General features: G+C 68.1%; 19 protein-coding genes. 10 read left to right on the top strand and 9 right to left on the bottom strand.

Features of this window, described 5'->3' with window-relative positions; genetic code table 11:
* The first annotated feature begins 105 nt into the window (after window positions 1-105).
* Window positions 106-1,371, top strand: a complete 1,266-nt coding sequence (locus AC1DKQ_RS18475) for a helix-turn-helix domain-containing protein (protein ID WP_476884437.1) — start codon at window positions 106-108, stop codon at window positions 1,369-1,371.
* Window positions 1,372-1,387: 16 nt separating this feature from the next.
* Here AC1DKQ_RS18475 and AC1DKQ_RS18470 read toward each other — a convergent pair whose 3' ends face one another.
* Entirely contained in the window at window positions 1,388-2,347 is a 960-nt protein-coding gene (locus AC1DKQ_RS18470) for a phosphoribosylaminoimidazolesuccinocarboxamide synthase (RefSeq protein WP_476919771.1), read from the bottom strand.
* Between the two features lie 2 nt (window positions 2,348-2,349).
* Window positions 2,350-3,660 (bottom strand): phosphoribosylamine--glycine ligase, encoded by a 1,311-nt coding sequence (gene purD, locus AC1DKQ_RS18465; protein WP_476884435.1) that lies wholly within the window; start codon window positions 3,658-3,660, stop codon window positions 2,350-2,352.
* 305 nt (window positions 3,661-3,965) lie between these two features.
* Between purD and AC1DKQ_RS18460 the strand changes: the two genes are divergently transcribed.
* Genes AC1DKQ_RS18460 through AC1DKQ_RS18450 form a run of 3 tightly spaced genes read left to right on the top strand, consistent with a single transcriptional unit; the run spans window position 3,966 to window position 7,044 of the window.
* On the top strand, window positions 3,966-5,555 hold the full coding sequence (locus AC1DKQ_RS18460) for a molybdopterin-dependent oxidoreductase (protein ID WP_476884434.1): 1,590 nt from the start codon (window positions 3,966-3,968) through the stop codon (window positions 5,553-5,555).
* A 36-nt stretch (window positions 5,556-5,591) separates the two neighbouring features.
* Window positions 5,592-6,608, top strand: coding sequence for an asparaginase (locus AC1DKQ_RS18455; RefSeq protein WP_476884433.1), 1,017 nt, complete (start codon window positions 5,592-5,594; stop codon window positions 6,606-6,608).
* A 16-nt stretch (window positions 6,609-6,624) separates the two neighbouring features.
* Entirely contained in the window at window positions 6,625-7,044 is a 420-nt protein-coding gene (locus tag AC1DKQ_RS18450; protein WP_476884432.1) for a sterol carrier family protein, read from the top strand.
* A 65-nt stretch (window positions 7,045-7,109) separates the two neighbouring features.
* Here the strand turns inward: AC1DKQ_RS18450 and AC1DKQ_RS18445 are convergent, their stop codons facing one another.
* The 4 genes from AC1DKQ_RS18445 to AC1DKQ_RS18430 form a co-directional block, all read right to left on the bottom strand.
* Entirely contained in the window at window positions 7,110-7,871 is a 762-nt protein-coding gene (locus AC1DKQ_RS18445) for an SDR family oxidoreductase (RefSeq protein WP_476884431.1), read from the bottom strand.
* A 139-nt stretch (window positions 7,872-8,010) separates the two neighbouring features.
* A complete protein-coding gene (locus AC1DKQ_RS18440; RefSeq protein WP_476884430.1) occupies window positions 8,011-8,328 on the bottom strand; it encodes a hypothetical protein in 318 nt (105 codons plus the stop codon).
* 58 nt (window positions 8,329-8,386) lie between these two features.
* Window positions 8,387-8,695, bottom strand: coding sequence for a DUF1508 domain-containing protein (locus tag AC1DKQ_RS18435; RefSeq protein WP_476884429.1), 309 nt, complete (start codon window positions 8,693-8,695; stop codon window positions 8,387-8,389).
* A gap of 155 nt (window positions 8,696-8,850) precedes the next feature.
* Window positions 8,851-10,701 carry a glycoside hydrolase family 15 protein gene (locus tag AC1DKQ_RS18430; protein WP_476919770.1) on the bottom strand — a complete coding sequence of 617 codons (1,851 nt, stop codon included), beginning with the start codon at window positions 10,699-10,701 and terminating at the stop codon, window positions 8,851-8,853.
* A 120-nt stretch (window positions 10,702-10,821) separates the two neighbouring features.
* On the opposite strand from AC1DKQ_RS18430, the gene AC1DKQ_RS18425 reads away from it, so the two are divergent.
* Window positions 10,822-11,577 carry a DUF72 domain-containing protein gene (locus AC1DKQ_RS18425; protein WP_476884427.1) on the top strand — a complete coding sequence of 252 codons (756 nt, stop codon included), beginning with the start codon at window positions 10,822-10,824 and terminating at the stop codon, window positions 11,575-11,577.
* A gap of 75 nt (window positions 11,578-11,652) precedes the next feature.
* A complete protein-coding gene (locus AC1DKQ_RS18420) occupies window positions 11,653-12,720 on the top strand; it encodes an App1 family protein (protein WP_476884426.1) in 1,068 nt (355 codons plus the stop codon).
* A 70-nt stretch (window positions 12,721-12,790) separates the two neighbouring features.
* On the opposite strand, the gene AC1DKQ_RS18415 is transcribed toward AC1DKQ_RS18420, so the two are convergent.
* Window positions 12,791-14,353 (bottom strand): GH1 family beta-glucosidase, encoded by a 1,563-nt coding sequence (locus AC1DKQ_RS18415; RefSeq protein WP_476884425.1) that lies wholly within the window; start codon window positions 14,351-14,353, stop codon window positions 12,791-12,793.
* A gap of 132 nt (window positions 14,354-14,485) precedes the next feature.
* Between AC1DKQ_RS18415 and AC1DKQ_RS18410 the strand changes: the two genes are divergently transcribed.
* The gene (locus AC1DKQ_RS18410; RefSeq protein ID WP_476884424.1) at window positions 14,486-15,043 is read left to right on the top strand and encodes a TspO/MBR family protein; all 558 of its coding nucleotides are present in this window, start codon (window positions 14,486-14,488) and stop codon (window positions 15,041-15,043) included.
* 13 nt (window positions 15,044-15,056) lie between these two features.
* Here the strand turns inward: AC1DKQ_RS18410 and AC1DKQ_RS18405 are convergent, their stop codons facing one another.
* Window positions 15,057-15,839, bottom strand: coding sequence for a phosphatase PAP2 family protein (locus AC1DKQ_RS18405; RefSeq protein WP_476884423.1), 783 nt, complete (start codon window positions 15,837-15,839; stop codon window positions 15,057-15,059).
* A 280-nt stretch (window positions 15,840-16,119) separates the two neighbouring features.
* Between AC1DKQ_RS18405 and AC1DKQ_RS18400 the strand changes: the two genes are divergently transcribed.
* From AC1DKQ_RS18400 to AC1DKQ_RS18390, 3 genes are all read left to right on the top strand, one after another.
* A complete protein-coding gene (locus tag AC1DKQ_RS18400) occupies window positions 16,120-17,757 on the top strand; it encodes a purine-cytosine permease family protein (RefSeq protein ID WP_476884422.1) in 1,638 nt (545 codons plus the stop codon).
* Window positions 17,754-18,899: a cyclase family protein gene (locus AC1DKQ_RS18395; protein WP_476919769.1), complete on the top strand. Its 1,146-nt coding sequence runs from the start codon at window positions 17,754-17,756 to the stop codon at window positions 18,897-18,899. The genes AC1DKQ_RS18400 and AC1DKQ_RS18395 overlap by 4 nt, the downstream gene beginning before the upstream one ends.
* A 172-nt stretch (window positions 18,900-19,071) precedes the next feature.
* Window positions 19,072-19,281 carry a hypothetical protein gene (locus tag AC1DKQ_RS18390; RefSeq protein WP_476884420.1) on the top strand — a complete coding sequence of 70 codons (210 nt, stop codon included), beginning with the start codon at window positions 19,072-19,074 and terminating at the stop codon, window positions 19,279-19,281.
* 145 nt (window positions 19,282-19,426) lie between these two features.
* Here AC1DKQ_RS18390 and AC1DKQ_RS18385 read toward each other — a convergent pair.
* A partial coding sequence (locus AC1DKQ_RS18385) for an enolase C-terminal domain-like protein (RefSeq protein WP_476919768.1) occupies window positions 19,427-19,822 on the bottom strand: 396 nt, incomplete at its 5' end.

The raw sequence follows: 19,822 nt of genomic DNA, 5'->3' as shown, positions 1-19,822 counted from the left end.
CCTTAACCAAGTCAGCACTACCCTTGTTGACACACATTGTAAAATGGTTTCCACAGAGACTGTCAAGCATTTAGTACAAAGAATGTCCGGAATTAGGAGGTATCCGTGGGGAACGGATTTGGGGAGAAGCTCCGCGCGGAACGGCTCGAACGGGGCCTGACGCAGGCGGAGCTGGGCCGTGACCTGTACTCCCCCAGCTACATCTCTCTGCTGGAAACCGGACGGCGCGAGCCGACGGCCGATGTCATCGAGGAGCTTGCCCGCCGGCTCGAATTGGCCCCCAAAGCGCTCGAGGCATGGAGCCAGCCAGTGTCCGTCAGCGACGCCGAATACGTGCTCGCGGGGCTCTATGCCCGGCAGGCCTGGGACCTCCGGGACTACCCCGTGGCTGCCGCCCACGCCGCCGCCGCCGCCAAGATCGCCCTGGAGGCCAAAAACACCAGCGCGTGGTGGAACATGACCTACATGCAGGCCGAGTGCCTGATAAAGCAGGGCCTCTGGCAGGAGTGCAAGGACGTGGTCCAGAACCTCCTGGACCACCCCATGGCCGCGGAGTCGGCCGGGCTCGGTGTCCGGGCCGAACAGATGCTCGCCGCAGCCTCGCAGGGGCAGGGCCAGCTGACCGCCGCCGTCGAGCATGCGCAGGAAGCGGTCCGGCTCTGCGCGGAGCTGCCCAAGGGCTCCACCATGATCATCGGTGCCCTCCGCGCCCTCATCGGTGCGCTGGCCGAGAGCGGCCGCCTGGACGAGGCCTGGGAGTATTGCCAGGCCATGAATGAGCAGATGGACGACCACTCCATGTCCCAGCTCGCCGGCGAGGTGGCCTGGGTGATCGGCAACGTGGCCTTCATGCGCCATGACTACCCCGAGGGAATCAAATACCACGAGCGGGCCGGCCGGCTGCTCTCCCCGGCCAACGACATCGATCTGTGGGCCCGGTTCAACAAGGCCTCCGCCGCCGTCCGGCTCTCCTCGGGCATCGTCGAACCCGAGACCCTGTCATCGATCGAGCGCGCCGAACTGGCCCTCTCGATCGTCGGCGGCAACAAGACGGACCAGCTCGAAGTCGCCTTCATCCGGGCCCGCTGGCTTTACCTCACCGGCGACATCGTGGCCGCCGTCCAAAAGCTGCGCGAGATCCATGCCGAGCGGGAGGTGCTGGCCCGGCATACGGCAGGCGAGGTCTCGCTGCTGCTGGGCAAGGCCCTCAAGGCTGCCGGGGAGTCCGCGGAGGCGCTGGTGTACCTGGAGGAAGCCCAGAAGGAGTTCAGCGCGGCGGGCGCCTCGGACCGGGTCCAGCAGGCGCTGGACGCCGTGCTCGAGATCAAGCTGGCCCAGCGGCGGGCCGAGGCCGCTTCCGCGGAAGCGTAGCCCCGGCCGGGCCCGCCTAGGCGAACGTCCGGCCGGTGAGCTTCTCGTAGGCCTCCACATAGCGGCTGCGCGTGCGCGCCACGACGTCGGCCGGAAGGGCGGGCGGGGGCGTGTCGGAGGCCTTGTCCCAGCCCGATTCGGGCGAGGTCAACCAGTCGCGCACGTACTGCTTGTCGTAGGACGGCTGGGCCCGCCCGGGCTGGTACGTGGCCGCATCCCAGAAGCGTGACGAATCCGGGGTCAGCACCTCATCGCCCAGGGTGATGGCGCCGGTGGCGGCGTCGAGGCCGAACTCCACCTTGGTGTCGGCCAGGATGATGCCGCGGCCGCGCGCGATTTCCTCGGCCTTGGTGTAGATCTCCAGGGTCAGCCGGCTCAGTTCCGCCGCGACGTCCGCACCGACGAGGCCCACGACGGCGTCGTAGGTGATGTTCTCGTCGTGCTCGCCCACTTCGGCCTTCGCCGAGGGCGTGAAGATGGCGTCCTGCAGGCGCGAACCGTCAACCAGACCGGCGGGCAGCAGGATGCCGCACACGGTGCCCGACGCGCGGTACTCCAGGAGCCCCGAGCCGGTGAGGTAGCCGCGCGCGATGCATTCGACCGGGAACATGTCCAGTTTCTTGCAGATCATCGCCCGGCCCTCGACGGCGGGGGGAACACCGCCGTCGACCGTGGACGCGAGGACGTGGTGCGCGACGCCGAGCTGTTCGAACCACCACAGGCTCAGCTGGGTCAGGACGCGGCCCTTGTCCGGGATCTCGCTGGCCAGGACGTGGTCGTAGGCGCTGATGCGGTCGCTGGCTACCACCAGGACGCAGTCCTGGCCGAAGCGTTCGGTGAAGGCCTGGTCCGCGGGGACGTAGAGGTCGCGGACTTTGCCGGAGTAGACGTGCTGCCAGCCGGGCAGGTCCAGAGTCGCGGTGTCCAGGCCGCTCTTGGGCTGGGTCTCTGGTGTGGGCGCTGCGGGTTCTGTCATGCTCACGCCTTCGCTTTCGACGCGGCCGGGGTTCCCGGCGCCGCTACGCGGATTTGCCCGCGGGCGGCCTTGCCGCCGATGTCCGTCCGGAACTGGCTGCCGTCCAGCTGGACGAGCTCGACGCCGTCGTACGCCCGTTCCCGGGCCTCCACGAGGTCCGTGCCCAGCGCCACGACGGCCAGGACGCGGCCGCCGGCGGACACCACCTTGCCTTCGCCGTCGAGCTTGGTGCCGGCATGGATCACGTGGACGCCGTCCAGGGCATCGGCCTTTTTCAGGCCCCGGATGCGGTCGCCGGTGCGCGGGGTGTCGGGGTAGTTTTCTGCGGCCACGACGACGGCGACCGCCGTGTCCTTGGACCAGCGCAGCGGCTGCACCTTGTCCAGTTCGCCCTTGGCGCCGGCCATGAGCAGCCCGCCGAGGGGCGTCCTGAGCCGGGCGAGGACGGCCTGGGTTTCGGGATCGCCGAACCGGACGTTGAATTCGATGACCCGCGTGCCGCGCGAGGTCAGGGCGAGTCCGACGAAGAGGACGCCGACGAACGGGGTGCCGCGGTGGGCCATCTGGTTGACCGTGGGCTGGGCGACGCGGTCGATCACTTCCTGGACAAGGCCATCGGGGGCCCATTCCAGCGGCGTGTAGGCGCCCATGCCGCCGGTGTTGGGGCCCTCGTCGTTGTCGAAGATGCGCTTGAAGTCCTGCGCCGGGGACAGTGCCACCGTGTTGGTGCCGTCGCAGAGGACGAAGACCGAGACCTCGGGCCCGTCGAGGAATTCCTCGATCACGACGGCGCCGCCGGCGTCGAAACAGCTCTGGGCGTGCGCGAGCGCCTCGTCCCGGTTGTTGGTGACCACGACGCCCTTGCCGGCGGCGAGCCCGTCGTCCTTAACGACATAGGGGGCGCCGAAGGTGTCGAGCGCGTCGGCCGCTTCCTCGGCAGTGCCGGCCACGCGGGCCATTGCCGTGGGGACGCCGGCCTCGGCCATGACTTCCTTGGCGAAGGCCTTGGACGCTTCCAGCTGGGCTGCTGCCTTGCTGGGGCCGAAAACCGGAATGCCGGCGGCCCGGACGGCGTCGGACACACCGGCGGCGAGGGGCGCCTCAGGGCCGACCACCACCAGGTCCACGGTGAGCTTGACGGCCAGCGCGGCGACGGCGTCGGGATCGTTCGCGTCGATCGCATATGTGGGGACCAGCGCGCTGATGCCGGCGTTGCCCGGGGCCGCGTGGACCTCGGAAACGTTGGGGTCGGCGAGCAAGGATCGGACAATGGCGTGTTCGCGGCCGCCGGGGCCGATGACAAGTACCTTCACAGTCTCCAAGGGTACGGGGTGCACCCCGCAGGCTCCTAAGCTGTGTCGGCCCCCGGACATGCTCAACCTTCGCGGCAACGAACGCCCGGGCGCCGGGGAATCCGAGGGACATGCCCCAGTCCCGGTCTCGGCCACTGGACATAATGCCTTCATGTCCATGCTTGGGCCCCAGGGCTGGACATGTCCCTCTGGGGCCCGTGAGCATGTCCGTTCTTGGGCCCCAGGGCTGGGCATGTCCCGCGGGGACCCGTGAGCATGTCCACTGGCCAGACAATCCGCCGGCCGCGCAGCTACGAATGGCCTGTATGAACAAGCCCAGTATGAAGCCCAGCAAGCGGTCCCGCGGCGCCACAGCCCTGGCCGCGGTGGCCGGAGTGGCCGCCGCCGCCGTCGTCCTGTCCGTCGCGGAACTGATAGGCGCGTTCTTCACCACGCGGGCGACGCCCCTGATTGCGCTGGGCTCCACGTTTATCGACTTCACGCCGCTCTGGATGAAGAACTTTGCCGTTGAAACGTTTGGCACCAACGACAAGGCCGCGTTGTTCGTTGGGATGGCCGTCACGATCCTGCTGCTCGCGTGCGTGCTCGGCATCGTGGCGTACCGGAAGTGGGCCCTGGGTGTGGCCGGTGTGGTGCTGATGGGCGCCGTGATCGTCGGCAGCGTGGTGACCCGGGCCAGCGTCAAACCGGTCGACGCCATTCCCTCCCTGATCGGCACCGTGGCAGGTCTGGTGGTGCTGCGGCTCCTGATCACCAGGCTGTGGCGGATGCAGGAATGGCCGGACCAGGAGGCCGATCTCGCCGCGAAGGAACCCGACCGCCCGGCGACCACCCGACGCGCGTTCTTTGCCGCCGCCGGCATCACCGCGGCCGCCTCGGGCATCGCCGCCACCGGCGGGCGCCTGCTGAGCGCCGCCCGCAGCAATGTGGCCGCCGCCCGCGAATCGCTGAAGCTGCCCGCACCCGCCAAGGCCGCGGCCGCCGTCCCGGCCGGTGTCCAGTCCAAGGCGTCTGGGGTCACACCGTGGCTGACCCCGAACAAGGACTTTTACCGGATCGACACGGCCCTGAGCGTGCCGGAGATCAACGTCCAGGACTGGGAGCTGCGCATCCACGGCCTTGTGGAACAGGAGGTCCGGCTCACCTTCCAGGATCTGCTCGACGCCCAGCTCATCGAATCCCATGTGTCCCTGACCTGTGTGTCCAACCCGGTGGGCGGCAACCTGGCCGGCAACGCCAAATGGCTGGGCATGCCCATCCGGGACGCCCTGAAGCTGGCCCGCCCCAAGCAGGGCGCGGACATGGTGCTCTCCACGTCGGTTGACGGCTTCAGCGCCTCCACGCCTCTGGAGGTTCTCCAGGACGACCGCGATGCGATGCTGGCGATCGGCATGAACGGCGAGCCCCTCCCGCTCGAACACGGCTACCCGGTGCGGATGGTGGTTCCCGGGCTGTACGGCTTCGTCTCCGCCACCAAGTGGGTGGTGGACCTCGAGGTGACCCGGTTCGCCGACAGCAAGGCTTACTGGACCCAGCGCGGCTGGTCCGAACGCGGCCCGATCAAGACCATGGCCCGGGTGGAAGTGCCCAAGTCCTTCGCCAAGGTCCCCGCCGGAAAGGTCGCGCTTGGCGGTACCGCGTGGGCCCAGACCCGCGGGATCACCAAGGTGGAGGTGCAGATCGACAGCGGCCCGTGGACCGAGGCAGTGCTTGCCGATGAGGCCTCCCTCATCACCTGGCGGCAGTGGTCCCTCAACTGGGACGCCACGCCGGGCCCGCACTACATCAAGGTCCGGGCCACTGACGGCACCGGCGAGGTCCAAACGGACAAGCGGGCGGATCCGGTCCCGGACGGCGCCTCCGGCTGGCAGTCAGTGATGGTGACCGTGGAATAACCGGGGTATCAGGACCGGGCACCATAGACTTGCTGCATGGCTTTGAACCCGCATGCAACCTTCACGGTCGACTCCGCCGTCGAACTGGCAGTCATCGAACGCAGCGGCTTCGTGGAGTCCCGCCACATCGGCTCGGCTGTCGTGCTGGCCGCGGATGGAACCGTGGTGGTCGAGCTCGGCGACATTAACGCCCCCATCCTGGCCCGGTCCACGCTCAAACCGCTGCAGGCCCTCGCATCGATGCAGTCCGGAGTGCCCCTGCGGGGCGCCCAGGTGGCCATCGCGTGCGGCAGCCATGTCGGATCCCTGGACCACATGGATGTGGTGGAGGGCATGCTCAAGGCGGCCGGGGCCAAGGAAGACCAGTTGCAGTGCCCGGCCGACTGGCCCCAAGATGAGACCGCCCGGAACTGGCTGGTCCAGACTGAGCGCGGCAAGTCCAAGCTTGCGTTCAACTGCTCGGGCAAGCACGCCGCGTTCCTTTGGGCGTGCACGGAGAACGGCTGGGACAAGAACAGCTACCTCGAACCCAACCACCCGCTCCAGCAGCGGATCCGCTCCGTGATCGAGGAGTACTGCGGTGAACACATCGCCCACCTCGGCATCGACGGCTGTGGGGCGCCTGTTGCTGCGGTGTCCCTGACAGGGCTGGCCAGGGCCTACTCGAAGCTGGCCAAGGCGCCGGGCGACAAGAATTCGAACGCGCGGGCTGCCACGATTGCCACGTCCATGCTGGACTACCCGTGGGCTGTCCAGGGACGCGGACAGGCCAACACGATCGTCATGGACGAACTCGGCATCCTGGCCAAGATCGGCGCCGAGGGCGTGCTGGTCATGGCCACCCGCCAGGGCGTCTCCGTTGCCATCAAGATGCTCGACGGCAACATCCGGGCCACCACCCTGATCGGACTGACGCTCCTCGCGGCCTCCGGCGCCGTCGAAATCCCTGAGGTGTCCAGCGTCCTGGACAAGGTGGTGGACCCCGTCCTGGGCGGGGGACGCCCGGTGGGCAAGATCCGGCTCGGGCGGGCCGTCGCGGCTCTGCTCGACTAGGGCTGGAGGCAGGAAAGTGGCTGTACCGCGCCGTCGAATCGCCGTGGACGAGGGCCGCGCGGCGCTCGCCGCCTGGCAGGCCGCCACCCCGGTCGCGCCGGGAATCAAAGTACCCGGCGCGGAAGGAACCAGTACCGGCGGTTCCAGCCCCGTCCCGCGCGCCACCATCGCGACGGCGGTGCGCTACTCGCTGGAGGAAGTCAGCGCGCGGGCGCCCGGCAACTCCGTGGAAGTGCGCGTCCCGCCGTTCGGCGTCACGCAGTGCGTGGAGGGCCCGCGGCACACGCGCGGCACTCCGCCGAATGTCATCGAGTGCGACGCCGCCACCTGGCTGGCGATGGTCAGCGGGCGTTTGAGCTGGGCAGACGCCGTCGCGGCCGGCCAGGTTGCGGCCTCGGGACTGCGCGCGGACCTGTCCGCCCTCCTGCCCCTCTAACCCCTAACCGGGCCGCGCGGGCCGGGCCCAACAGCCGGTCCGGGCCCTCTAGCCTGTCCGGGCCCTCAGCCGCGTCCGATGTAGGGCATGCCCGCGGCCGTGACCACGAGGGAGCCCACGTTGGCCGACGCCGGCATCCCGGCCATCAGCAGCACGGCCCGGGCGGCGTCCTGCACCGCAAATGTCGGCTCGGCCCGCACGCTGCCGTCCGCCTGGGCTGCCCCCGAGCCGACGCCGATTTCCTCCATGAGATCCGTGGCGGCATTGCCGATGTCGATTTGTCCGCAGGTGATGCCGAACCCGCGCCCGTCCAGGTCAATGCTTTTGGTCAGCCCCGTGATCGCGTGCTTGGTCACCGTGTAGGCCACTGTCCGCGGCCGGGGCGAATGCGCCGCGATCGAGCCGTTGTTGATGATTCTTCCGCCCTGGGGTGACTGGGCCTTCATGGCCCGGACGGCGGCCGCGGCGCAAAGGAGGGACCCTGTGAGGTTCACGGCTACGGTCGCGTCCCAGTCCTCCCTGGTGATCTCGTCCACCGAGGCGGCGGGGCCGAACACGCCGGCGTTGTTGAAGAGCACGTCAACGCGTTCCCACTGGCCCAGCGCCGCGGCGAAGAGCCGCTCGACGTCGTCGGGGACGGTGACATCGCACGGGACCGCGAGTCCCTGGCGGTGGCCGGCCGCCGTCTCGCGGAGCGGCTCTTCCCGCCGCCCCGCCAGGACCACCCGGTAGCCCTCCGACAGCATGAGTCGGGCCACCGCACGGCCGATGCCGGAACCGGCTCCGGTGACGACGGCGACCCTTCCGGGGGTGTGGTGCTGGCTCATAGGGTCCTCCTCGACCATTACGCGGCTGCCCGGCCAGCGTACCGCCGAGACGGCACATCACGGCAGTGTTACTCGCCCGGACCGCCGCGAACTGTCTTCTCGGGAGGGGGCGGGGCGGACATTTTGGGGGCGTGCCGCCCTAGCGGGAGTCGCCGCTGCGGTCCCGGACCTGCCGGCCCGTGCGGTAGCCGGACCAGAACGCCAGCACCAGCAGCCCGACGCCGATCAGCGCGGACCCGGTCCAGGCGCTGGCGCCCATGAACATGAGCCCCTGCGGCAGGACGGGCCCCGTGGCCAGCGGCGGATACCCGATCCAGCCAAAGTCCTCCTGCGCCACCGGCTGGGCGAGAAAAACCAGACCCGCGAGCAGCATGGCCGCGGCAACAAGCGGCACTGCCACGCGGCCGAGCACACTCTTCCGGCCACTGCCGGAACCTCGATTCCCCCGCGGATCCATGGCCATACTGTACCGCTCTGTGCGGGATTCTCGGCTGGGGCAACGGCCGCGCGGAGAGTCAGTGGCGGGCCCGTGCCCTCTTTCCCGCTGCCAGTGAGCCCCCCGTTGCGGACGTTGGGCGTCCGGCACCGCCGAGCCGCCCCCTGATCACCCGGGCGGACGAGCCGGGCATGGGGGCCCGGCCGTCGGCGCTGCGGTCCCTGATCAGGCCGGTCCCGGCGATCTCCCTCGCCTGGGCCACCCCGGCCACCGCCGCTTTCTTGGTGGGAAACGTCACCGAAACTGCCATCAGTTGCCCTGCCCCGTCCATCATCCGAATGCGGTAGCCGCCGTCGGGCGCGTCCACGAGCTCAAAATACCCCGCCATTGCACACTCCTCGTTCCCTCATATCCCCCGCCGGGATGTTAGTAAGTGTACTTACTTAACGGTGGAGGGAAAATGCTGAAGGTCCCGCCCACCGCCCACGGGCGGCCGTCGGCGGCCAGAACGGCCCTCACGGGCGGCCCCTGCCGGGGCGCGGACTACCGGCGCGGCGCGGGGCGCGGGCGGGGCGGTCGGACGGGCCGGGGAGGCACCCCGACCGCGGTGTGCGGCGGCGTATCGCTGCGGCGGATGCCATCTTCGTGCAGTTCCAGCGCGCTCATCACCAAGGCGAAGTGGCTGAAGGCCTGCGGTGTGTTGCCCAGTTGCCGGCCGGCGTCGACGCCCCACTCCTCGCTGAGGAGCCCGACGTCGTTGCGCAACGCCAGCAGGCGCTCAAACAGTTCCCCGGCCTCGTGGCGCCGGCCCGCCCCGATCAGGGCCTCCACCAGCCAGAAGGAGCACGCCAGGAACACCCCTTCCTCACCGGGAAGCCCGTCATCGCTCTGCGCCGGCAGGTAGCGGCGCAGGAAGCCGTCATGCGTCAACTCCCGCTGGACGGCGTCGATGGTTCCGATGATGCGCGGATCATCCGGCGCCAGGAACCCCACCCGGGGCAGCAGCAGGAGGCTCGCGTCCAGCTCGGGCCGCCCGTAGGACTGCACAAACGTGTTGCGTTCGGCGTCGAACCCGTTGGCCATGACCTCGGCGTGGATGGTGTCACGCAGCTCCTCCCAGCGGTCCGCCGGGCCAATCAGGCCGAAGTCCCTTACCCCCTTGACCATGCGGTCCGCCGCCACCCATGCCATCACCTTGGAGTGCGTGAAATGGCGTCGCGGGCCCCGCATTTCCCACAGCCCGTTATCCGGCTGGCTCCAGGCTGTCTCGAGATGTTCCATGAGGGCCACCTGGACGTCCCAGGCGTCGTCGGTGTGCTTGAGGAGCGAGTTCCGGGTCAGGGACAGGCAATCTAGCACCTCGCCCCAGACGTCTAGCTGCAGCTGGCCGGCCGCGCCGTTGCCGGTACGCACCGGCGCCGAGTTTTCATAGCCCTTCAGCCACGGCAGTTCGAGCTCCGGCAGCCGGCGTTCACCGTGGAGCCCGTACATGATCTGCAGATCCGCGGGGTCCCCGGCGACGGCGCGGAGCAGCCAGTCACGCCACGCGCCGGCCTCCTCCGTGTAGCCGGCGGCCAGCAAAGCCTGCAAGGTGAGGGTGGCGTCGCGCAGCCAGCAGAAGCGGTAGTCCCAGTTCCGGGTGCCGCCGATCTCCTCCGGCAGGGACGTCGTGACGGCTGCAACGATGCCGCCGGTGGGGGCGAAGGTCAAGGCTTTGAGCGTGATCAGCGAGCGCTGGACCGCGTCGCGGTGCGGCCCGGTGATCTTGCACTTCGCCGACCAGTCGAGCCAGAACTCCTCGGTGGAGGCCAGGACCGCCTCCGGGTTCACGGAGCGCGGCCGGCGGAGGTGGCTGGGGCTCCAGGTCAGCACGAAGGGCACGCGCTCCCCGGCCGTGACCGTGAAGTCGCTGAGGGTGTGCATCCGCTCACCGCGCAGGGGCGCCTCGGTCACCAGGTAGGCGGCGTCGGGCCCGGCGACGGCGTGGATTCCGCGCTCGTCGTGGCGGACCCACGGCACAATATGGCCGTAGTCGAACCGGAGGGCCAGTTCGCCGCGCATCCGCACCGTGCCGCTGACACCGACCACGATCCGCACGATGTCCGCCACTTCGTCGCGGGGCGGCATGAAGTCAATGATCCGGACCTTGCCCTCGGGCAGGTCCCACTCGGTTTCCAGGATCAGCGTGCCCGTGCGGTAGCGGCGCCGCGTGCATTCGCCGCCGGCTGCCGGCGCCAGCAGCCACCGGCCGGCCGCGGGGGTATCGAGGAGCGCGCTGAAACAGGCTGGTGAGTCGAAGCGTGGCAGGCACAGCCAGTCGATGGAACCTTCAGTGCTGATCAGGGCCGCGGTATGCAGATCCCCGACCATTGCGTAATCCTCGATGCGTACCATGACACTTACAGTGCCACACCGCCGTCGCACCCGGCACTGTGACGGCACCCGGGAGACGGCGCACTGGGTCGGCGCCCGGGAGGCTGCGCACTGGAGCGGCAGTTCGGGAGGAGGACGGGCATGGCAGAACACGGAAGAGCTGTGCGGATCGGCACGTCCGGCTGGAGCTATGACCACTGGGACGGGGTCCTCTACCCGCCGGGCCTGCCGGCCCGGGACCGGCTGGCCCACTACGCGGCCCGCTTCGACACCGTGGAATTGAATGCCAGCTTCTACCGCTGGCCGAAGGAGGCAACGTTCGCCAGCTGGCGCCGCCGCCTGCCCGACGGTTTCGCCCTGTCCGTCAAGGCGCCCCGTGGCCTGACGCACGCCAAAAAGCTCTACGCCCCGGAGGTCTGGGCGGGCCGGATCACCCGGTGCTGGCACGAACTCGGCGACAAACGGGCCGTGCTGCTCGTCCAGCTGCCCCCGGGCTTGGCGCGGGATGACGCCCGGCTGGACTACTTCCTGGCGGCGCTCCCCGCGTGGATCCGCGTCTGCGTGGAGTTCCGCCACCCCAGCTGGGACGACGACGCCGTGTATGCCCTGCTGGAACGTCACGGGGCTGCCTACTGCATCATGAGCGGCGCCGGACTCCCGTGCGTCCTGCGCGCCACCGCGCCGTTCGTTTACATCCGGCTGCACGGCCCCGACCACGACTTCCTGTACGGCGGATCCTATTCCGATGACGACCTACGCTGGTGGGCTGACCGGATCCGCGAGTGGCAGGCCAGCGGGAAAGACGTCTACGCCTATTTCAACAACGACGGCGGCGGCAACGCCGTGCGCAACGCCGCCACTCTGCGCGGGCTGCTGGGTGAGCAGGCACCCTGGTAACCGGGCGTCACGGGGGGCGACCTCACCGCGCCCCGCAGGCACCGCCGGCGCCCGGCACTGTGGGAGAGTGGAGGCATGGAATTGGCGTCGCAACCAGCGCAACAGCTGCCCGTATCCGGCAACAGGGCCTTCCGGCTCGCCCACTGGGTGTCAGACGCCGTGAATGAGGTTCGCCTGAAGACGGCCCGGAGCTGGAAGTTCGTCCCGCAGACCGTCGCCTATCAGGGCTACGGCTCGACAGAGTGGGTCAGGCTACTGGGCCGCGTGGTCCTCACCAGCAAGCCCGTGCCCGGCAGCAAAGCGGAGCGGGTGGCCCTGAACGGCAACCAGAACGTCCGCGGCTGGCGCGCCTTCACGAGCGTCCCAGTCCAGTTCACCGAGGTGGAGATCCAGATCGGCGGCGTCACCACGCACGTGCATACGGACCGCGGCGGCCTGGTGGACACCCTGGTGCACGTGAAGCTGACCCCGGGCTGGCATACGGCCGTGCTGCGGGCCGAGGGAACGGAACCGGTCGAGGCCAGGATTTTCGTGATCTCCTCTGATACCACGCTGGGCATTGTCTCGGACATTGACGACACCATCATGGTCACAGCCCTCCCCCGGCCTTTCCTGGCGCTGTGGAACACCTTCGTCCTGAACGAACGCGCCCGGATGGCGACGCCGGGCATGGCCGTCCTGATGGATCGACTCAAGGTGGAGCACCCGGAGGCGCCGGTGATCTACCTGTCCACCGGGCCGTGGAACGCCGCGCCCACCTTGGCCCGCTTCATCGCCCGGAACCTCTACCCCTCGGGCGCCCTGCTGCTTACGGACTGGGGGCTGACCCACGACCGCTGGTTCCGCAGCGGCCAGGAACACAAACGGCGGAACCTTGAGCTGCTGGCCCAGGAGTTCCCGAACATGCGCTGGGTGCTGTTCGGCGACAACGGGCAGCACGATGAAGAGATTTACTCCGGCTTCGCGCAGGAGCACCCGGACCAGGTCGCCGCGATCGGCATCCGGCAGCTCTCGGCCAGCGAGGCCGTCTTCGCCGGCGGCCACTCCGACACCGGAGACCACTCGGAATCATCCGTCCCGTGGCTCTATTCGCCCGACGGCGCCGGACTCGCCAAGGGCCTGCAGGACCTGGATCTGCTCTGAGTTGAACCTGCTTTAGGTTGAAGCTGATTTGGGTTGAACCTGCTTTAGGTTGAACCCGCTTTTTAGGGCGTCAGCCCGCCGGGCTGGGCTCTCCGACGTCGGCCGCCCCGTCCTGCTGTCCGGCGGGGCCCTTCTGTCCGACGTCGGCCGCTTCATCCTGCTGTCTGCCTGCCGTTTGCGCGGCGGGCACAGCGTTCCGGGCCGCAAGGACCTCTTGGAGCCAGTAGTAGGAGGCCTTCGGTGTGCGGACCTGGGTGTCGAAATCGACGTGCACCAAACCGAACGGCTGCTTGTAGCCGGCGGACCATTCGAAGTTATCCATGAAGGACCACACATAGTAGCCGCGAAGGTCGATGGCCTCGGCCGCACCGCCGGGACGGGTCGCTTCCAGGGCGGCGCCGATGTGGTCCGCGAGGTAACGCAGGCGCCGTTCATCCGGAACCATCCGTCGGTCCGACCCGACACACTGGACCACCACGTCCTCGAAACTGGCCCCTCCCTCGGTGATGTAGACCGGGGGGAGATCCGGGTAGCGGTCAGCCACCTCAGCCAAGGCAACCGACATGTATTCGGGCTTGACCGGCCAGCCGTAGGCGGTGGTCTCGGTGTCCGGGAACGGCGCGATGTGGAAGGGCGCACCGGGCGTCCCGCTGAGGTCATCCCCCATGGCCTCGGCCATTCCGGCCGGCACGGCACCCTCACCCGGACCCGCCCCGACGCGGGTGGGCATGTAGTAGTTCAGGCCATAGAAATCCAGGGGCTGGGAGATCAGTTCCATGTCTTCACTGGAGGGGTTGAACGACGATGAAAAGAATGTGGCGGCCCGAATGATGTCCGGGTACTTGCCGAGCAGCACGGGGTCGGCGTAGAGCCGGTTCTGCGCCAGATCCATGAGTCCGGCGCTGACCGCGTCCAGCGGGTTGGCGGTGGCCGGGACCATTGGCGAGTACACGTTGGTGATGCCGATGTCGCCCTGCACCTTGGCGGCACGCAGCGCCTGGAGCGCCAGTCCGTGGCCCAGCAACTGGTGATGCACACTGGGGAGCGCCTTGAGCATGAGCGCCTCGCCGGGCGCGTGCATTCCCAGGACATAGCCGTTGGTGGTGACTGTGGCGGGCTCGTTGACCGTAACCCAGCGGGAAACGCGATCCCCGAAGGCGGCCGCGGCGATCGCGGCGAAGTCCCCCAGCCGGTGGGCCGTATCCCGGTTCATCCAGCCGCCGGCCTCATCCAGGGGCAACGGGGTGTCCCAGTGGTAGAGCGTGGCCATGGGGGAAATGCCGTTGGCAAGCAAAAGGTCGATCAGCCGGTCATAGAAGTCCAGTCCGGCGGGGTTCACGGGTCCGCTGCCGCCGGGCTGGATCCTGGACCAGGACAACGAAAATCGGTACGAGTCGATCCCCAGGGCCTTCATCAGTGCCACGTCCTCCGGCATCCGGTGGTAGTGGTCGCAGGAGACGGCAGGGCTGTGGTCCTCCACGATCGACCCCGGTTTCGCGGCGAAGAGGTCCCAACCGGACGGGCCGCGGCCGTCCTCATCGAGCGCACCCTCGATCTGGAAGGCCGACGTAGCCACGCCCAGGGTGAAGCCGGGCGGAAGAAGGGAAGCCAGATCCTTGGCGGAAGCGTTCATCGACGGGGACCTCTATGTTGTTTCGGGAGTTGGTTGACTGATCTTAGGCTTCGACCGGGGCCGGGCGCCACGACGTGCGCAGTGTGCCGGGCACGGTTTGACGGGCGCCGCTCCGTTGGCCAGTGTTGACCCGTGCACGTGAAAACTGAACAAGCCGTCAACGGCCGGCCGTCCTCGACGGCGCCGCCCAGCCTCGGCCGGCAGGCAGCGGCTCTCGCCTGCTTCCTCGCGGTCTCCCACGGGGTGTCTTTCGTGGCGTCGCTGGTCATCATCGAGAACGCTGGCGGCTGGTACGCCGCGGCGGACAAGGCTCCGTGGACTCCGCCCGGCTGGGCCTTCGGAGCGGTCTGGACGGTCCTTTATTCGACCATGGCGGTGGCGGCGTGGCTGGTCTGGCGCCGGGGAACACGACGTTCCTCCGGACGCAGCCGAGGCGCCATGACCGTCTACGGCATCCTGTTGCTCCTGAACCTCGCCTGGGCGCCCCTGTTCTTCGGCATGTACTCAGTAGTCGGCTCGGCCGCCCTCTGGCTGGCCCTCCTGGTCATCGCCGCCCATACCGTGGCCGCCGGCGCCACAGTGGTCCGGTTCGGCCTCATCAGCCGGGCCGCGGGCCTGCTCATGCTGCCGTACGTCTCCTGGATTGTGTTCTCACTTAGCCTGAACGCCTACGCCGCCGCCAGCAACTGAACGCTGACGGCGCTCAGTCCTGGCTGGCGTCGGCGGCGGACAGCGTTCCGGTGACTTGTTCGCCCGGAATCCGGGCCGTCCGCCAGGTGTCCAGCGCAATGACTCCGCCCAGGACGACGAGTGAGATGGAGAAGGCGCCCAGGGCATCGGTCAGCCAGTGGTAGCCCAGATAGAGGCGGCTGAAGGCTGCGAAGAACATGCCGATCCCCGCCACGATGAAGGCGATGACGGCGGCTTTGGGGTTCTTCCGGCGCGAAAAGACCAGGAAAGTGGTGACCAGCAGGAAATCACATGCGCCCAGGACGTGACCGGAAGGAAAGGAGAATGTGGTGTCGGCGCCGAAGAGCATCAAGTCCACGGGAGGACGCTGGCGTTCCACGATGCGGCCAATGATCTGGGCAAGGATCACCCCGGTCAGCATGGCGCCGGCCAACAGCATCGGCCGCCAGGCGTGCTTGGCAAGCAAGCCCCAGGCCACCGTCACGACGAGGACGATGATCGGCAGGCCGATGGGGCCGAAGACGATCGCCAGGATGATCATGATGGTGGTGGCAGGCTCCCCGCGCAGGGTCAGGAGCCAGGACCGCGTGGGCTCATCCGCCGCCGACAGGCCACCGTGCTGGAGGACTCCGGCGAGGATTACCGTGAACAGCACGGCGCCCGCGATCATCAGGACCACGGCAGTGCGGTAGAGATTCCGGCGCGCCGTCGCGCTCATGTACCGCTCCTCCACGACGAACTTGTCGTGGAAGGTCCGCCACCGGCCCTGCGGTTTGCCTGTTTGAGCCTCTGCCATGTCTCCCTGCCGCCTTTGCGCCGTGTTGTCGATAGTCCCCGCTGACGATTATCCCCCTTATGGGCGCAGTGGGAGGCAAATCGCCAGCCGGGACCGCCAGCGCCCGGGGGTGGCGAGCTGCCGGCCTGCGTAACCTTTGCGCCCGAACGGGGGCTGGACCTTGCTGTGAGCGGCTTCACACTGTAATCTCCCAGACAGACAATGTAGCCCTCAAGGCAACTTGTGATGCTTAGTAAGCAACTCTTTCGGAAATCAATGATGAGCTGGATGGAGAACAACAATGGTCGACGAACAGCCTGCCGGTGCCCGCGGGGTGCGGAGCCGCGGAAAGGTCACCGATGTGGAGACCTACGGCATTGAACGGATACCGGAGAAGGACCGCAACGCGAGCGCCTTTGACCTGTTCAGGGTTTCGTTCGGCGGGGCCAACACCTTTGCCACGGCCTTCCTGGGCGCATTTCCGATCCTGTTCGGCCTCTCATTCTGGCAGGGGCTCGCCGCGACGGTGACGGGCTTGGTTGTCGGCGCCCTCCTGCTGGCACCCATGGCCGTGTTCGGCCCCACGAACGGGACCAACAACGCGGTGTCCTCCTCCGCCCACCTCGGTGTGCATGGCCGGGTGGTCGGATCATTCCTGTCCTTGCTGACTGCCTTGGCGTTTTTCTCCATCTCGGTCTGGAGTTCCGGCGATGCCCTGGTGGGCGGCCTGAACCGGCTGGTGGGCCTGCCGCAGGACATGGGCTCGTTCGCCGTCGCCTACGGCCTCTTTGGTGGACTCGTCCTGGTTGTCTGTGTCTACGGGTTCAAGTTCATGCTGCTGGTGAACAAGATTGCCGTCACGGCGGCCACCCTGCTGTTCGTTGTCGGCTTCATCGCCTTCGCGGGCGACTTCAACCTGAACTTCGAGGGCACTTTCGGGACCGGATTCGACGGCGTCGGCATGGCGGGATTCATTCCGGCCTTCATCGGCGCGGCCCTGATCGTCATGTCCAACCCCATTTCCTTCGGCGCGTTCCTGGGCGACTGGGCTCGATACATTCCCACCGCTACACCGAAGCGCCGGGTCATGGGTGCGGCGCTGCTGGCCCAGCTGGCGACTCTTATTCCGTTCGTCTTTGGTCTGGCCACGGCGTCCATCATCGCCACCAAGGCGCCGGAATTCATGGACCCGGCGGCGCCGAACTACGTCGGCGGGCTGCTTGCGGTTTCCCCGGCCTGGTATTTCGTGCCGCTTTGCGCCATAGCCCTGATCGGCGGCATGTCCACCGGGGCGTCCTCGCTGTACGGCACCGGCCTTGACTTCAGCAGCGTCTTCCCGAGGTTCAACCGGGTCCAGGCCACCCTCTTCATCGGGGTCCTGGCGATCGCGTTCATCTTCGCCGGCCGTTTCGCCTTCAACCTCGTTCAGAGCATTTCCACGTTCGCCACCCTGATCGTGACCTGCACCGCGCCGTGGATGGTGGTCATGATCATCGGCTTCATCACCCGCCGCGGCTGGTACGACGCCGATGCCCTCCAGGTGTTCAACCGGCGCCAGAGTGGCGGACGGTACTGGTTCAACCACGGCTGGAACCTGCGCGGCATGGCCGCCTGGCTGGTCAGCGCCGCGGCCGGGCTGAGCTTGGTGAATATGCCCGGCCAGTTCCAGGGGCCGCTGGGCAACCTGGCAGGCGGCGTGGACATCAGCCTGCCGGCATCGCTGGCGCTTGCGGCTGTCCTCTACCTTGGGCTGCTGTGGATCTTCCCGGAACCGCGCGGGGTGTTCCCCGCCGCCGGGCCGCGCTGGATCCCATCGAAGGACACCGCGGTGCCGCCGGTTACGGATGCAGCTGGCAATACCGTGCCGGCCCTGACAAAGGAGGCTGCTTCGCCGGGCTTGCCCGGCGACCGGGATCCCGAGCTGGTGGGCCAGCCGTGACGTGGTTCGATCTCAGCGTTCCGCTCCGCAACGGAATGCCTGTCTACCCCGGAGACCCAGAGGTCCGGATCGCACCGGCGCTGACAGTGGAGGCCGACGGCGCCAATGTGCTCTCCCTCGCGTTGGGTTCCCATTCGGGCACCCACGCCGACGCACCCCTGCATGTGGGCGACGGCTGGGCGGCCCTGGACGAACTGCCGCTGTCCCGCTTCGGGGGGATCGCCGAAATAGTGGACGTCCGCGGTGTGGCCCGCGGAGGCGCCATCACCGCCGCGCAGTTGGCAGGGATCGCCCCGGCGGGCTCGCCCGGGGATCCAGGGAATCCGGCGAAAATCCTGCTGCTGCACACCGGCTGCGCCGCGGCTTGGGGAACCGACGAGTACCTCAAGCACCCGTGGCTCGATGCTGCCGCGGCGCAACTGATCCTGGACCGCGGCTACCGCGCCGTGGGCTTGGATGCCCTCAGCGTGGATCCCACCTTCGCCGGCGCCTCGGACGGGACCCCGGCGGCGAGCGGCTTCCCCGCCCACGCCATCCTGGCCGGAAACGGCTGCATCATCGTGGAAAACCTCACAGGGCTGGAGCAGGTCCAGAGGGCGACGGACGCAGGAACCGACGTCGAGGTCTTCCTCTTTCCGCTCAATATCCCCGGGGCCGACGGCGCCCCGCTCCGGGCCGTGGCCCGGCCGCTGCCCGTTCCGGAGCTGCAGCCGCCGGTAGTGCCGCGGACGGAGCCCGGCGCCCTCAGCCGGGAAGAGGTGCAGGAGGCGGCGGACCGTCTGGTCGCCGCTTTCGCGGCCACGGACACCGAGGCCTACTTTGCAGCCTTCAGCCCCCAGGCGACATTCATTTTCCATCCGGAAGCCCATCGCCTTGGTTCGCGGTCCGCCTACCGGACCCTCTGGGACAGCTGGCTCGCCAGCGGCTGGCGGGTGCTGGACTGCCGGAGCAGCGAGCAGGACATCCAGCTTCTGGGGGCTACCGCGGTGTTTTCGCACCGCGTGGCCACGACAGTCCAGATTGACCAGGAAGGTGGCCGCGAGACAAGCGATGAGCGCGAGACCATCATCTTCTCCCGGGCCGTGGACGGCAGCATCGTCTGCGTCCACGAGCATCTCTCGGCCTGCCCCGCAGATGTCTAGGGCCAAAGGTCCCGGAACGAAAGGAACCGCAGGTCAACGTCGCCCGGGCCGCTGAAACCGTATTTCCGGACCGAAAGGTGCCCCTGGAACGATTTGACGCGTCAATAAATATGACGTTACTGTTCCTGAATCCATTGGGGCCGACTAGAAGTACTCCAAGAAAGATAGAGCGATGACCACCATTACCCAGTCCATTGAGATCCAAGTCGACAACCGGCGCGTCCTCGACGAACGACTCAACGACGCCGTCCGCGGGCTGCAGCAGCTCGCCATGACCACGGGGACGCACGGCATTCTGCTCACGCGACACAAGCCGGGCCACTACACCGCGGCCCTCTCCGACCAGGTCCCCTTCGGCATGACCCGCGAACTCGTTCACTGAGCTGAGCCACCGGCAAACCGGACGCTGAGAGCCGGATTCAACAAAGCCAGGTCCCGGGCGGCAGAGCATCGACTCGCCGCCCGGGACCTTTTTGGTGTTTCAGGGACAGTCACCGGTCAGGGTCTGGTCACCGGTCAGGGTCTGGTCACCAGTCATGGACGGTGCCGTCCACGAGGCGGTTGTAGGGCAGGTAGGCCTGCTGGTAGGGGAACGCGGCGGCGGCTTCTTCGTTGAATTCGACGCCGATGCCGGGTTTGTCGCCCGGGTGCAGGTAGCCGTCCACGAACGTCATGGACTGCTCGAAGACCTCGTTGGTCTTATCCGAGTGCTGCATGTATTCCTGGATCCCGTAGTTGTGGATCGCCAGGCCCACGTGCAGCTGCGCGGCGAACCCGACCGGGGAGATGTCGGTGGGGCCGTGGAAACCGGACTTGACCTGGTACTGCGCGGCGAAGTCCATCACCTTCTTCAACGGGCTGATCCCGCCGAAGTGGGTCGAGGCGGCCCGGACGTAGTCGATCAGCTGTTCCTTGATCAGGGT

Source organism: Arthrobacter sp. 05L421, from assembly GCF_056397785.1.
Note: the sequence above shows the minus strand (reverse complement) of the source record. Positions and strands in the feature narration are given on the sequence as shown.

Bases quoted from the DNA above. Each gene is read 5' to 3' on its own strand.
- AC1DKQ_RS18405 (WP_476884423.1), bottom strand. From the start codon at position 15,839: ATGGCAGAGGCTCAAACAGGCAAACCGCAGGGCCGGTGGCGGACCTTC.
- AC1DKQ_RS18425 (WP_476884427.1), top strand. From the start codon at position 10,822: ATGGCAGAACACGGAAGAGCTGTGCGGATCGGCACGTCCGGCTGGAGC.
- AC1DKQ_RS18445 (WP_476884431.1), bottom strand. From the start codon at position 7,871: ATGAGCCAGCACCACACCCCCGGAAGGGTCGCCGTCGTCACCGGAGCC.
- AC1DKQ_RS18435 (WP_476884429.1), bottom strand. From the start codon at position 8,695: ATGGCGGGGTATTTTGAGCTCGTGGACGCGCCCGACGGCGGCTACCGC.
- AC1DKQ_RS18470 (WP_476919771.1), bottom strand. From the start codon at position 2,347: ATGACAGAACCCGCAGCGCCCACACCAGAGACCCAGCCCAAGAGCGGC.
- AC1DKQ_RS18430 (WP_476919770.1), bottom strand. From the start codon at position 10,701: ATGGTACGCATCGAGGATTACGCAATGGTCGGGGATCTGCATACCGCG.
- AC1DKQ_RS18415 (WP_476884425.1), bottom strand. From the start codon at position 14,353: ATGAACGCTTCCGCCAAGGATCTGGCTTCCCTTCTTCCGCCCGGCTTC.
- AC1DKQ_RS18460 (WP_476884434.1), top strand. From the start codon at position 3,966: ATGAACAAGCCCAGTATGAAGCCCAGCAAGCGGTCCCGCGGCGCCACA.
- AC1DKQ_RS18390 (WP_476884420.1), top strand. From the start codon at position 19,072: ATGACCACCATTACCCAGTCCATTGAGATCCAAGTCGACAACCGGCGC.
- AC1DKQ_RS18455 (WP_476884433.1), top strand. From the start codon at position 5,592: ATGGCTTTGAACCCGCATGCAACCTTCACGGTCGACTCCGCCGTCGAA.
- AC1DKQ_RS18420 (WP_476884426.1), top strand. From the start codon at position 11,653: ATGGAATTGGCGTCGCAACCAGCGCAACAGCTGCCCGTATCCGGCAAC.
- AC1DKQ_RS18440 (WP_476884430.1), bottom strand. From the start codon at position 8,328: ATGGATCCGCGGGGGAATCGAGGTTCCGGCAGTGGCCGGAAGAGTGTG.
- AC1DKQ_RS18400 (WP_476884422.1), top strand. From the start codon at position 16,120: ATGGTCGACGAACAGCCTGCCGGTGCCCGCGGGGTGCGGAGCCGCGGA.